Here is a 12924-nt window from a genome sequence, read left to right as displayed (position 1 = left end):
CCCAATGATCACCCACAAGCTCAAGCTCGAAGACATCAACAAAGGCTTCGACCTGATGCACGAAGGAAAATCAATTCGCGCTGTCGTGGAATACTGATTCGAAATTATTCAAAGGGCCCGGTGCAGTTCGGGCCCTTTCTTTGTAGCCAGCCTACTTACTTGCCCCATAACGCGCCATAAACACATCGACGGCGCCTTTGGCGACACGTTGTTTTTCGTCTGCGCTAAAGCTGTCCGCCATGTTAAATATCATACGTGGGAACAGGTCAGCGCGGCATAGTTCATTGAACTGATCCGCCGCGAGTTCACGATCACTGATGATAAGATCACCCTTGGCTATAGCCTTGTCAAAATATGTGACTAGCCGGTCGCGCACCAAAAGCGGCCCGCTTTCATAGAATTGTCTGCCGAGTTCAGGGAACCGCCCACCTTCGCCGACGCAAACGCGAAAAATCCGCATCCCAAAGTCCGAGGTGATAAAATCCCCAATTTCTCGGGCGGCTTGATAAAGTACGTCTTGGACAGGCGCATCCATGTCGATCGTTTCGATCGCACGTTCGGCCTGCTTGCAGCATTCGGCCTTGGCCACCTGCATAAACAGGAACCGTTTGTCAGGGAAGTAGCTGTAAAGCGTGGCTTTCGAAACCCCGGCAGCTTTGGCGATATCGTCTACGGACGCACCGTCAAATCCATCGCACAGAAAGACTTTTCTAGCACCATCAAGGACCTGATCAAACTTGCGACCTTTTTTTGGTTCTTCTGAGCCGTCGGGCATTTCTGGTCCTCCTGAGTGAAGCCCTATATAAACTGACCGGTTCAGTTCAGGCAAGAATAACGTCGCGACGAAGTCTTTTAAAACGAGCTTCGCCGCGTTGCCGATTAATTGCTAACCGGGGTGCAAGTAAGGCCGGTTAGTGTTGTAAGCTCCACGCAGGACTGTTCCGTGGTCGGTACGTTGGGATGGGGCGGATAGGTTAGCGTTGGAAAGTCGACCTGAAACGAAAGGGCAGAGGCAGGAGCGGCTAAAGCAATTAAAGCAGCTGTCATTAGGGCGGTAACGGTGCGGGTCATGGCGGTCTCCATTTGAAAGTTATTTACGATTAAAGAACTAAACCGTTTAGTTTGATTTTAAAGATGGAAACTGAACTAATTAGTTCATTGTTTGGATTCGCAAAATTGCGTGGTAGGCTAATATTAGAATCGTTCTAATATAGGATTGCACTTATGATCCCCGGATTTGCGAACCGTCGCCGCTTTAAAGATTTGTCAGAGCAAGAAATCCTAGCGCTTGCGATCTCGTCAGAAGAAGACGATGCACGGATCTACAGAAGTTATGGCGAACATTTACGCGCAGACTTCCCAGCATCTGCCGCAGTGTTTGACGGTATGGCTGCTGAGGAAGACGAACATCGACGTCGTTTAATCGATCTTCATAGCGCCAGATTTGGCGATGTGATTCCGCATATTCGTCGCGAACATGTGTCAGGGTATTATGCACGCCGCCCTGTGTGGTTAGTTGAAAATCTTGGCTTAGAGCGTATCCGTGATGAGGCTGCGCAAATGGAGAGTGATGCTGAACGGTTCTATACCTTGGCAGCCGCGCAAACGACGGATGCAGAAACCCGCAAACTTCTGGGAGATTTAGCCGCCGCCGAAGCCGGACATTCTGACACCGCTGATGCATTGGCGCAGCAACATCTAGGCCCAAGCGAAAAAACGACCGAAGAAGCCGCAGCACATCGACAGTTTGTTTTGACGTGGGTGCAGCCCGGTCTTGCCGGATTGATGGATGGATCAGTGTCCACGCTCGCACCAATATTTGCGGTGGCTTTCGCCACACAAGACACATGGACCACGTTTTTGGTCGGGCTTGCGGCATCTGTCGGTGCTGGTATTTCGATGGGTTTTACTGAAGCGGCATCAGACGACGGGCAATTGTCGGGGCGTGGTTCCCCGATCAAGCGTGGGATTGCGGCGGGTGTGATGACGACGCTTGGCGGGCTAGGGCACGCTTTGCCATATCTAATTCCAGAATTTTGGACTGCGACGATCACGGCTTTTATTGTGGTCTTTTTCGAACTTTGGGCCATCGCATGGATACAAAATCGCTATATGCAAACGCCATTTTTACGCGCTGCGTTTCAGGTCGTTTTAGGCGGTGCGTTAGTATTTGCCGCTGGCGCCTTAATCGGGTCTGGCTAGACGTCGCGGACCATAACGGTCGCAGAATTAAATCCAAAGATATAGCGAAGCAGTCCCAACTTATGGGTTTCGAGCTCGCGAAAGCCTTCGTGCAGGTACAATGCGCGGGCGCGGGGGTTGGTATCGACGACATCTAACCGCACTTGGCGATATCCACGTCGTTTTGCTTCGGCAGAAATTTCATCAAGCAATGCGGTGCCGACACCTTTGCCCCGTGCCTCGCGGGCGACGAAAAGCCCGTCCATTAAGAAGCGTTCATTCTCGACGTCATTTTCCAGAGTTCCCATGAGCCATACGCGGATTACGGCACCGACCCAGCCATAGACCTTGCGAATGTCGGTAAATGTTCCGCCAACCAATGCGCCATTTGATGTTTTGAAGCCAGCAACACCTATTAGCCGTCCGTGGTCGTCGTGCGCGCAAATACCATGGTCTGAACGCATCACCCGGTTAATATAGATTAGTGCGCGGTATTTTGGGCCCATCGTGAACCCAAGCTTTTTGCCGAAGGCGTCCCAGTATAGGGCTGCGGCCTCGCCTCGGCTGGCGTCTGGAATACCAACTGTAATTTTCATAGTGCAAAGTTTCCAAAAGGAATAAAGCGGACAAGATCCCCAGATGATACCTTTTGCGCGGGATCGCCCAGTTCGACAAGCCCGGTTGCCCAACTAAGCCCGGAAACGCGGCCTGAACCTTCTGATGCAAAGGTGTGGACCTGACCGTCACGGATGCGGGCACGTAGATATTCGCGGCGTCCTGCTTTCTTGGATTTTGTGAACGCCGCAGGAAGCATGTAACCTTCGGTTTCGTGCCAAGCGCCGCCGCCTAACCGCCGCAAGGCTGGCCGCGCAAATATGAGCGCGCAAACCATTGCTGCGACGGGGTTGCCGGGTAGTCCAAATACGGGGGTGTCGTTCCATAGCCCCATAGCAAGAGGCCGGCCCGGTTTCATTGCAATACGCCATAGCGCAAGTGATCCAGTGCCCTGAAGCAATGCAGACATATGATCTTCGTCTCCGGCAGATGCCCCGCCAGAGCTGATGATGACGTCACAACGTTGGCTTGCGTCATCCAAAATATTTCGCAGTTTGGGGCGATCATCTGGTGCACGTCCAAGATCGACCACCTCATACCCCCAACCAGATGCAACAGCGCATAGCATTGGGCGATTTGCATCAAAGATTTGCCCAACGCCAGCCTGTGTGCCCGGCTCGCAAAGCTCGTCACCTGTTGATAATACACCAACGCGCAATTGCTGCCTCACATGAATGTGCCCGACACCGGCTGCCGCCATGGTTCCTAAATCAGCTGGGGTTATCTTATGTCCAGCGGCTAGAATAACATCGCCGCGTTTCATGTCTTCGCCAGCGTCTCTTGCATTTGCCCCACGTTTGAGAGGCCCCTGAAAGGCGATGTGGTTCTGAGAAACATTTACGTCTTCTTGAAGGATCACAGTATCCACACCTTCGGGCAGATTCGCGCCTGTCAAAATTCGGATTGCATGTCCTGTGGGTACGACGCCATGAAACGGTTGCCCAGCAGCAGAGCGGCCCGCGACCAACGGCATATAATGTGGTCCTTCAGGCGCATACCCGGCAAAACCATACCCATCAACAGCGGCGTTCGGTGCGGGTGGGTGTGATCTTGCAGCAATCACATCCTTTGCAAGAAACTGTCCGTTAGCTTGCGATAATGCAACCGTTTCGGTTTCGGTCACTGGACCCAGCCTATCGCGTAAATGCTGAAGCGCTACAGACACTGGTGTCCAATGCGCACCCTGCGGCATGGCAAAGCAATCATTTCTGAGAGAAGGTGTCGTTAGTGCAGTCTGCTGGCTTGCCATCTCCAATAACTCTGGATCATTTAATCCAAAAATCGTTCCTTCTGCTGTGGGTTCAACGTTTAGTAGCTTGCGAAGATGATCGTCGGGCATCCCTGAAACCGCCTTTGCCATAAGCAAGACTTGATGTGCGTCTTTGACCCTATCTGGGGGTTGGGTCGCCGCGACGGTCTTAGCTATAAGAGAAGGCCAGATTTCGATAAATGTGATAGGATTTTCAAGCGGCTCGAATGGCCAGACTGATACCGAAAATTTGCGCCGTAGCCGTGACAGCATCGGCAGTCCCATAATCACCTGCGATCCAACCGCTCCGGCGCCTGAAAGCTGCCAAACTGGAAAGGCTCTGGTGGCGGTCTGCTCTGCTGAGCGACGTTCTGCGAATGATGTATTGGTTCGTAAACTTCCTTTGCGAGGGAGACCCGCAATGTCGCGCTTCAATCCATTTCCCCAAAACGGTCCGATGCCCGAAAACATGCTGTTAATTTCGCCCGCAAGTTCGAAACGATTGTTTTCTTTTGCTGTATCAACCACCCGTTCAGCAAACCAATCCCATAAGGCGAGTGGGTCATCAGACCCTGTCAATGCGTTGCCAAATCCATGCGGGTAACCAAAGGCAAAATCAAATCCGGCCAGCACCCGTCGGTTTAATGCCTGCTCTTGTGCTAGAAATGTTGCTATCCATCGCTCCGCTTCGTGTCTGTTACGAAAGTACAGAGGGTCTTCTGGGTGACCTTCGCGCGCTACACAGGCCCAAATAGCGTCCTTTTTTGGTGTCGGGCCGCGATCATTTCCACCAGACCAATCAACCATAAGTACGCTATCAAATTTCATAGCGCGACCTCTGTCAAAATGAAGTCCGCAATGGATTTGGTGTCGTTTAGATCGAACGTTGGTCGCGCGCTATCAATCGGTGTATCTGTCGCAATCGCGCGAATGGTTGGGTCAGTCGGCGCAAGCAATGCGTTTCGTGGTTCTGCGCGAAAGGCCTCTATCTTGGGGTGTGTGTCGCGCTTGTATCCTTCGATCAGAATCAGATCGACAGGGGCCAGCTGTTCAATAAGATCACAAAGCGGTGGTTCAGCGCGGTCCCGTAGTTCGGTCATAAGAGCCCAGCGGGTGTTGGACGCAAGGAGGACCTGATGTGCCCCTGCTTCTCGGTGGCGGTAACTGTCTTTTCCGGGGTGATCAACGTCGAAACTATGGTGTGCGTGCTTGATTGTGGAAACGCTGATGCCACGCGCGCTGATTTCAGTCACGAGACGCTCCATCAGACCTGTTTTGCCAGCGTTTTTGTACCCAACGACACCATAGATTTTCATATCATCGCCTGCGCTTGTGCCAAGTCATCCGGGGTATTTACGTTGAAAAATGCAGTGTCATCGGGGAACGCCGCGGATCCTGCGCCATATTTGTCTGTCCATAGGACAACCTTGCGTAGGCCATCCTCTAAGGCGGCACGCAGCTCATCACGTAGCGCGACAGGCCATAGTCCAAATGTGGGGTGACGCCCGCCGGGACTGGCTGCAAGTGCGATTTGTGAATTGGCGTTTTCGGCTGCCATCATCAACTGAGGGGCCAAATCACACGGAAAGAATGGTGTGTCCGCAGCGGCGGTCACGATGTGCGTTGCGCCTTTGGTCGCAGCCCAGTCAAGTCCGGCGAGAACCCCAGACAACGGACCTGCAAAACCTGCGATACTGTCGTGAATGATCGGTAGGTTAAGTTTATCAAAACGTATGGGGTCACCATTAGCGTTAAGCGCTAGGCCTGCGACTTGCGGCTCTAGCCTTTCAATAACATGTGACAGAATGGTTCCGCGACCAAGCGGCAATAGCCCCTTGTCGCCGCCACCCATACGTGTGGCCTGCCCGCCAGCAAGGATAACACCAAGTGGTTGCATCATAAGTTCACCTCGCCTGCGGCTCGGAGAATCCGCCTCTGGCGGGAGTATTTAGGGCAAGATGATAGAGGGGTCATTCACGGCCCTTTCGTCCGCTTTTGCGCGGTTCATTTTCGATTTCGCTTGGGTCTGCGTCGCGGACAAGGCGGGTTTCGCCTGAAAGGCAGACAAACCGTTGGCCCTTCATCCGACCGATCAGTGTTAGTCCGACTTGTTGCGCAATTTCGACGCCCCATGCGGTGAATCCGGATCGTGATGCCAGAACGGGAATGCCCATGAGGGCCGTTTTGATCACCATTTCTGATGTAAGTCGCCCGGTTGTGTATAGAATTTTGCCATCGGCACTGACGTCTTCTGACAGCATCCAACCTGCGATTTTGTCGACGGCGTTGTGACGTCCGACGTCTTCCATATAGACGAGCGGTCTGTCGTCTTGGCACAGCACAGTGCCGTGGATCGCACCGGCCTCTAGGTAGAGAGACGGGGTGCGGTTTATCTTAGCGGCGAGTGCGTAGAGATCTGATGTTTTGACTGTGGTATCGGGAAGCGCCACGTCGCTCAGCCCCTCCATCATGTCACCGAAAACAGTGCCGACGGCGCAACCGCTAGTGCGGGTTTTTTTCTTTAGCTTATCTTCGTAGGTCGTTTGCCCGTCCGTCCGGACGACAACCACGGATAACTCTTCGTCGTAATCGACGCCCTTGAGTGTTTCATCGTCGCGCAGCATGCCCTGATTTTTCAAAAACCCGAGCGCCAAGTATTCAGGATAGTCCCCGATGGTCATGGCGGTCACGATTTCTTGGGAATTGAGGTAGATTGTCAGTGGTCGTTCTTCGACCACGTTAAGGTTAATCTGGTCGCCGTTTTGATCTGTGCCAGTCACACCACGTGTAAGGCCCGAGGCCGCTGGACGCGGCGCAATGATGTAGTCGGTCGTGTTATCAAGTCGCGCCAATTGTCATTCCCAATTTGCAGGTCTAAGCCTGTCGTAACACTTCAAAGCTAGGGGAAAGAGATGACGAGTTCCACCGTCAAAAAACCAGCGAAATCCGCCTATTGGGCTGGGGTTTGTGATGGGCTGCCATTTATCCTCATGGCGGCCCCATTTGCCCTTTTGTTTGGCGTGGTCGCGATGGATGCGGGACTAAGCATGGGGCAGGCGATGGGGTTTTCAGTCTTGGTCATTGCTGGCGCATCACAGTTCGCGGCGGTTCAAATGATTACGGAAAACGCTGGTATTGCCTTTGTTTTATTGGCTGCGTTGGCGGTGAATCTGCGGATGGCGATGTATTCCGCGTCGCTTGTGCCCTATTTGGGGAACGCGCCGCTGTGGCAACGCGCTTTGGTGTCCTATCTGAATTTTGACCAGACTTATATTACCGCGGTTGCTCGATACGAATCTCGTCTAGAGATGTCGATTGCGGATCGGGTTGCCTATTTCTTTGGGGTCGCGACACCAATTACGCCACTTTGGATTGGTATGACGCTTGTTGGTATTTTGGCTGGTACAGCAATCCCTGATGCATGGGCCTTGGATTTCATTATGCCAATTATGTTTTTAGCTTTGGTTGCACCGATGATGAAATCCGTTGCCCATGTCGCAGCCGCCGCCGCGTCGGTCATCGTTGCACTGGCATTGGTTGATCTACCTTCGGGAACAGGTTTGTTGATTGCCGCAGCAGTCGCCATGCTGACCGGCGCATTCGTTGAAACATGGACAGAGAAGCGCGCCCAATGACTTATAGTTCTGCAGAAATATGGTTCATTATTGCGGTTTTGGGGATCGGGACCTTTTTGATCCGGTTTTCTTTTTTAGGATTGATTGGTAATCGGCCGATGCCACCGTTTGTATTGCGGTTGCTCCGGTTTACGCCCGTGGCGGTGCTGCCGGGTATGGTTGCGCCGCTGGTGTTATGGCCTGCCGCAACAGGTGGTCAGCCTGACTTAATCCGAATTCTTGCTGCATTGGCGACTGTGGGTGTCGGGCTATGGACGCGCAACGTGCTCTGGGCGATCTTTGCCGGGGTTGCGATGCTATACGGCGGAATGGGGCTTACTGGTCTTCTTGCAGGGCTGCATTGATTTGAGCGGCGGCAATCGATTTATCGTCGGCGTCTGTTTCGCGGTATTCGCGGGTTGTGACGTCGGCAAGTTTCGCAAAATCTTCTGACACCCGGTTGGGATCCCACGTTTGGCGAAAATCCGAAAAGCCTGGTAGCTGACGCAATAGCCGTGACGTTGACCGCGCGCAGTGCGCTTGCGGTTCTGGTCCGTTGGCCAATGCAAGCTGCATGGCCTGCTCCGCGACTTCTGCTGAAACTTGGACAGTTTGCGCCAAGACATAGTAGGTAATCCGGGCATGAAAGCTAACGTAATATGCTTCAAGCTCTGGGGAGACGCCGAACAATACGTCATTGCGTTCAGGCATGCGGGTCTGTTCGAACGATCCAGCCGGATCAAAAATGATGCGCTGGCTACCATTGATCAATAACGCGGTGTGGGCTCCGTTATTAGAGCCCGTATTGCGCATTGTAAACAGCGTCAGATAAGTGCCGCTGGTATCGCGATAGGTTGCGCGCGATACAACATCGTCTGGTGCCCACACTTCTGGAGCAGAGCACGCAGAAAGAGCAAGCGGAAGCCCGACAAGAAACTGACGACGTTTCATCTATTGATTAGCCGTTAACCAGCGCAATAAAGATCAGTAAGAAAATGCAGAAGATAGAGCCTTTTGTCACCATGCTGATAAAGCCGTTGAAAGCTTTTTCTTGCGCTGTGATGTCCATTTCGCCGGGTTTGTAGTCAGACATACTTAGAATCCTTAGTAGACGAGTTTGATAGTCGCATAGCCGATAATAACTTGCCTGTCACCCGGTCAGGTGGTCACATCTACATCGCGTTCAAGCGCCGCAGCCAGTTGAAAGCCAATCCGCTTTGGTTCTGGCTGATCAATGTTCTTTGGGCTGGCGATCAGTGTGACATTCATTTGGCTCACATGCTGAATAAGCTGCGTTTTGGCGCCTGCCTCATTCGTCCCATAATAGGTGACGATATCGGGGTCGTAATACCCTAAACCTTCGATGCGGATCACCCCTGTCAGGCCGCCCGCCAAACCAACGCCGACCTCGTGGTCGTTATCCAGCTGCTTTTCAAAGTTCTGGATATACATAATGATCCGCTCATACGCCCATTGCGCCTGGCTTTTCTTCGCAATCGATTCGCCAAGCGCTTTGGGTAGCTTTGCCGACGACGGGCAGGGCACGTTCGGGTCGGTGTGCACCTCTTGCGTTTTGGGCAGGATGTCGTTTTCCAGCAATTCGGCAGAGGTATCGATGTTCATGTGAAGTGGGGTATCAGAGGTCATAAGGGCACCGCAGTTGTGTCTTTGATTTCCTCCATAACGAAACTTGCCGAAATGTCCGAGACAGAAATGCGTGAAGTCAGTCGTTTATAGAAATTATCATAGGCAGGAACGTCTGCGACGCGCACGCGCAAGACGTAATCTAGATCGCCGGTCATGCGGTAAGCACCGACAACTTCGGGTAAAGAGCGTAGCGTTGTTTGGAATTCTGCCATCCATTTGGCGTCATGCGCATTTGTGCGGATCAATACCATCGCGGTAAGCGGGGCACCTACCTTTGCAGGGTCAATCAATGCCACCCGGCCTATGATGACACCTGCTTGCTCCATCGCTTTGATGCGCCGCCAACAGGCGTTCCGCGAAAGATGCACCTTTGCGCTAATATCATCAACCGATTGGGCTGCATCAATTTGCAAGGATCGCAGGATAGCACGGTCTATTTCATCTAATTTGTGTGTGATAGATGAAATTTTGTCTCAAAAAATAACGTTTATCTAGTGAAAATTGGGATCGCTGCAAAAGTTTGTTCGGCTAGGCTATTTGAAAATACATAGCAAAGGCTGGCAAATGTCTCACTCCTCCCCAAACACGCCCCGCCGCAATCCTATTGCGGCTGTATTTCTTGATCATCCGGCGACAGTGAATGAAACCTATTTGGGGCATATGCGGTTTGCGCTTGGGTTTTGCTTTTGGATGACTGTCGCTGCTGGGGCAGCATTGATCCATGCGTTTATACCCGCGTTGTGCGAAACAACGGCAAGCCGCATTTTGAAACGCTTGTATGGACGAATCGAAAATCGTCACACGGCGTAGGGTGGATTTTAATCCACCTTACTTAGCTTGGAATACCCATGCGCCGTCGCTGCGCATTGTGCGTGTGACCTGTCCATTTTGATGCAGGTGGTTCACATGGGCGATTGCCTCGACCAAGGCGAGTCCATACTCAGCAGGGCCGATACTGCGCTTGAATAACGGGGGGAAACATTCCGCCGCCGACCGAGGTTCAGCAAGATATTTGCGCAACCGCAACAACGCGCTGTGGTGGTTGCCAATCATCTGATCTAGTCGCAACGGTAGCCCTGTAAATGGCAGCTTATGACCACCCAAGACAAGCTGATCGTCCTTTGCAAATGGCGCAAGCTTTTCGCAAGATGTCAGCCAATCGCCAACAGGATCGGCTTCTGGTTCCGTTGGGTAGACACCTAGATTCGCGCTAATTGATGGCAGCAGTTGGTCGCCGCCAATGACTAGGTTGTCGTCGCGGCTCCAGAATGTTGCATGTTCGGGGGCGTGTCCGTCACCCATGCGAATGTCCCATGTACGGCCACCCATTTGGATCGTTTCGCCATCTATCAGACGATGATAGCCAAGCGGGAGTGGCGTGACACAGTCAACAAAATTGAACGGACGCTCCGTCGCACGTCGTTCAAACTCTGGGGGTTCCATGCCGGCACGTTTATAGAAGGCGAGCGTTTCGTCCGGTGTGGCCTCTTGTACATCAAGCGTTAGCATGCGCGCCATTAACCATCCCGTACGAGGCATGCTTAGGCTCGCGCCATTTTCAATGAACCAGCCAGCCAACCCAACATGATCGGGGTGGTGGTGTGTCACGACAACCCGGCGAACGGGTTTGCCTGCCATTGGGCCATCTAGCAGCTGTTGCCAAATTTTGCGGGTACTGTTGCTGGCAAAACCAGTGTCAATGACCGTCCAGCTGTCGCCATCGTCAAGCGCGTATACATTGACATGGTCCAGCGCCATCGGCAGTGGCAAGCGCATCCAAAGAACGCCAGGTGCAACAGTAATTGCTTCGCCTTGCTCAGGCGGGGCGTCGAACGGATAGCTGATGCCGCTGACGCCGTCCGCCATTACGCAACCAGATCTTCGGGAGTGATTGCCAGCAGGTCATCCGCCCCCTCGCGCACATGCGCAAGCAGGCCAATGTGTTCTGGCAGCAATCGTTTGATATAAAAGGTTGCCAATTTCACGCGAGACGCATCCCCGGCCATTGCAGAAGCAAGATGAACATGCCCCCCCAATACACGTGCAAACGCACGAAGGTAAGGCACCGCACCCGCAAAGCGCTGATTTAGATCACTTTGCTCGACAAGCCATTCGGTTGCTTCGCGCAAGGATTCCGCAGATTGCCACACGGCCTCGGCCAATTCGGGGTGAGTGGTTTTCGCAGCTTCTGCACCTTGTTCGATTTCCTCAAGCAAGCGGAATGCAGCTTCGCCACCATCCATCAGCTTACGTGCAACAAGGTCCATGGCCTGAATGCCATTGGTACCTTCGTAGATTGCAGTTACGCGTACATCACGAGAAAACTGTGCTGCACCGGTTTCTTCGATAAAGCCCATACCGCCGTGGACCTGTACACCTGTGCTAGACACTTCCATGCCCACATCAGTACCAAAGGCCTTGGTGATGGGGGTCAGGAATGCAGCGCGTGCTTTCCAGCCTGCGTCACCGGTTGCCGTTGTCATATCAATCGCGACGGCGTTCATCAAAGAAATTGCACGGGCGGCATATGTATCCGCCTTCATGCTGGCCAGCATCCGGCGCACGTCGGCATGTTCGATGATGGTGCCGGATCCGCCAGCTTTGCCTTGCGTACGATCTTGGGCATAGGCCAACGCGTGTTGGTATGCCGCTTCGGCGATGCCAATACCCTGAACGCCCACGCCGAGACGCGCGTTGTTCATCATTGTGAACATCGCAGCCATCCCGCCATGCTCTGGGCCAACTAGCCAACCGGTCGCGCCGTCGTATTCCATGACGGCGGTTGGTGATCCGTGCAGGCCAAGCTTATGCTCAAGGCTGACAACCTTTAGATTGTTGCGCTTGCCGAGGTTGCCATCGGCATCGGGAATAAACTTGGGAACCATGAACAGGCTGATGCCCTTTGTGCCCGGCACCCCGTCAGGAAGGCGTGCAAGAACAAGGTGACATACGTTTTCTGTGAAATCGTTGTCGCCCCAAGTGATGTAAATTTTTTGGCCCGAAATCGCGAAGGACCCGTCGTCGTTTGGTTCTGCCTTGGTGCGGAGAGCACCAACATCTGAACCGGCCTGCGGTTCGGTCAGGTTCATCGTGCCACACCATTCCCCCGAGATCATTTTCGGAACGTAAAGGTCTTTGATCACGTCAGAGGCATGGTGTTCCAGCGCTTCGATCTGACCTTGGGACATCAATGGGTTGAGCTGCAAAGATAAGCAGGAACTGGACATCATGTCATTCACTGCAGTGGTCAACGTCATCGGAAGGCCCATGCCGCCAACGTCAGTCGACGCGGACATACCGATCCAACCGCCATCCGCGATCGCGCGGTACCCTTCGGCGAAGCCGGGGGATGTACGGACAACGCCGTTTTCTAGCTTTGCAGGGTGTAAATCGCCAGCGCGGTTCAGTGGCGCGATGATTTCTTCACACATTTTGGCAGCTTCAGTGAGAATAGCATCAACCATATCCGGTGTGCTTTCCGCAAAACGGTCGGTGTTCGTCACGTCGCCAAAGCTGACAACATGATCCATCAGGAAACGAAAATCGCCGACAGGTGCGCGATAAGCCATTGGTATTCTCCACTCTATGCATCCGCTTGGCAAACTGAGGTGCCACGGG

17 protein-coding genes are annotated in these 12924 nt (G+C 53.1%); 4 read left to right on the top strand and 13 right to left on the bottom strand.

Annotated features, from left to right (window positions below; genetic code table 11):
• Positions 1-151: 151 nt before the first annotated feature.
• Entirely contained in the window at positions 152-775 is a 624-nt protein-coding gene (locus tag CLV80_RS17200; RefSeq protein ID WP_106359177.1) for a TetR/AcrR family transcriptional regulator, read from the bottom strand.
• A gap of 104 nt (positions 776-879) precedes the next feature.
• Positions 880-1071, bottom strand: coding sequence for a hypothetical protein (locus tag CLV80_RS18320; RefSeq protein WP_133169791.1), 192 nt, complete (start codon positions 1069-1071; stop codon positions 880-882).
• Positions 1072-1224: 153 nt separating this feature from the next.
• On the opposite strand from CLV80_RS18320, the gene mbfA reads away from it, so the two are divergent.
• Positions 1225-2202 (top strand): iron exporter MbfA, encoded by a 978-nt coding sequence (gene mbfA / locus CLV80_RS17195; RefSeq protein WP_106359176.1) that lies wholly within the window; start codon positions 1225-1227, stop codon positions 2200-2202.
• Here the strand turns inward: mbfA and CLV80_RS17190 are convergent.
• The 5 genes from CLV80_RS17190 to CLV80_RS17170 form a co-directional block, all read right to left on the bottom strand.
• Positions 2199-2777 (bottom strand): GNAT family N-acetyltransferase, encoded by a 579-nt coding sequence (locus CLV80_RS17190; RefSeq protein ID WP_106359175.1) that lies wholly within the window; start codon positions 2775-2777, stop codon positions 2199-2201. The genes mbfA and CLV80_RS17190 overlap by 4 nt on opposite strands.
• Entirely contained in the window at positions 2774-4873 is a 2100-nt protein-coding gene (locus tag CLV80_RS17185) for a molybdenum cofactor synthesis domain-containing protein (protein ID WP_106359174.1), read from the bottom strand. The genes CLV80_RS17190 and CLV80_RS17185 overlap by 4 nt, the downstream gene beginning before the upstream one ends.
• On the bottom strand, positions 4870-5361 hold the full coding sequence (mobB, locus tag CLV80_RS17180; protein ID WP_106359173.1) for a molybdopterin-guanine dinucleotide biosynthesis protein B: 492 nt from the start codon (positions 5359-5361) through the stop codon (positions 4870-4872). Before mobB ends, CLV80_RS17185 begins: the two co-directional genes overlap by 4 nt.
• Positions 5358-5945: a molybdenum cofactor guanylyltransferase MobA gene (gene mobA / locus CLV80_RS17175; RefSeq protein WP_106359172.1), complete on the bottom strand. Its 588-nt coding sequence runs from the start codon at positions 5943-5945 to the stop codon at positions 5358-5360. Before mobA ends, mobB begins: the two co-directional genes overlap by 4 nt.
• A 70-nt stretch (positions 5946-6015) precedes the next feature.
• Positions 6016-6897 (bottom strand): formate dehydrogenase accessory sulfurtransferase FdhD, encoded by an 882-nt coding sequence (locus CLV80_RS17170; RefSeq protein ID WP_106359171.1) that lies wholly within the window; start codon positions 6895-6897, stop codon positions 6016-6018.
• A 60-nt stretch (positions 6898-6957) separates the two neighbouring features.
• On the opposite strand from CLV80_RS17170, the gene CLV80_RS17165 reads away from it, so the two are divergent.
• Both CLV80_RS17165 and CLV80_RS17160 read left to right on the top strand, forming a co-directional pair.
• Complete coding sequence (locus tag CLV80_RS17165) at positions 6958-7680, top strand: AzlC family ABC transporter permease (RefSeq protein WP_106359170.1); 723 nt, start codon at positions 6958-6960, stop codon at positions 7678-7680.
• A complete protein-coding gene (locus CLV80_RS17160; RefSeq protein WP_106359169.1) occupies positions 7677-8024 on the top strand; it encodes a branched-chain amino acid transport AzlD family protein in 348 nt (115 codons plus the stop codon). The genes CLV80_RS17165 and CLV80_RS17160 overlap by 4 nt, the downstream gene beginning before the upstream one ends.
• Here CLV80_RS17160 and CLV80_RS17155 read toward each other — a convergent pair.
• From CLV80_RS17155 to CLV80_RS17140, 4 genes are all read right to left on the bottom strand, one after another.
• The gene (locus tag CLV80_RS17155; RefSeq protein WP_106359168.1) at positions 7996-8610 is read right to left on the bottom strand and encodes a hypothetical protein; all 615 of its coding nucleotides are present in this window, start codon (positions 8608-8610) and stop codon (positions 7996-7998) included. The two genes, CLV80_RS17160 and CLV80_RS17155, sit on opposite strands and share 29 nt — an antisense overlap.
• A 7-nt stretch (positions 8611-8617) precedes the next feature.
• Entirely contained in the window at positions 8618-8752 is a 135-nt protein-coding gene (locus CLV80_RS17150; protein WP_106359167.1) for an aa3-type cytochrome c oxidase subunit IV, read from the bottom strand.
• A 65-nt stretch (positions 8753-8817) separates the two neighbouring features.
• Positions 8818-9306 (bottom strand): DUF6173 family protein, encoded by a 489-nt coding sequence (locus tag CLV80_RS17145; protein ID WP_106359166.1) that lies wholly within the window; start codon positions 9304-9306, stop codon positions 8818-8820.
• The gene (locus tag CLV80_RS17140) at positions 9303-9764 is read right to left on the bottom strand and encodes an Lrp/AsnC family transcriptional regulator (RefSeq protein ID WP_106359165.1); all 462 of its coding nucleotides are present in this window, start codon (positions 9762-9764) and stop codon (positions 9303-9305) included. The genes CLV80_RS17145 and CLV80_RS17140 overlap by 4 nt, the downstream gene beginning before the upstream one ends.
• Positions 9765-9870: 106 nt before the next feature.
• Between CLV80_RS17140 and CLV80_RS17135 the strand changes: the two genes are divergently transcribed.
• Entirely contained in the window at positions 9871-10116 is a 246-nt protein-coding gene (locus CLV80_RS17135; RefSeq protein WP_106359164.1) for a DUF6356 family protein, read from the top strand.
• 18 nt (positions 10117-10134) lie between these two features.
• Here CLV80_RS17135 and CLV80_RS17130 read toward each other — a convergent pair whose 3' ends face one another.
• Together CLV80_RS17130 and CLV80_RS17125 are read right to left on the bottom strand one after the other, a co-directional pair.
• Positions 10135-11172, bottom strand: a complete 1038-nt coding sequence (locus CLV80_RS17130; protein ID WP_106359163.1) for an MBL fold metallo-hydrolase — start codon at positions 11170-11172, stop codon at positions 10135-10137.
• Complete coding sequence (locus tag CLV80_RS17125) at positions 11172-12875, bottom strand: acyl-CoA dehydrogenase (RefSeq protein ID WP_106359162.1); 1704 nt, start codon at positions 12873-12875, stop codon at positions 11172-11174. Before CLV80_RS17125 ends, CLV80_RS17130 begins: the two co-directional genes overlap by 1 nt.
• Positions 12876-12924: the final 49 nt, after the last annotated feature.

The sequence above is a fragment of the Yoonia maritima genome (assembly GCF_003003285.1).
Classification (GTDB): Bacteria; Pseudomonadota; Alphaproteobacteria; order Rhodobacterales; family Rhodobacteraceae; genus Yoonia; species Yoonia maritima.
Note: the sequence above shows the minus strand (reverse complement) of the source record. Positions and strands in the feature narration are given on the sequence as shown.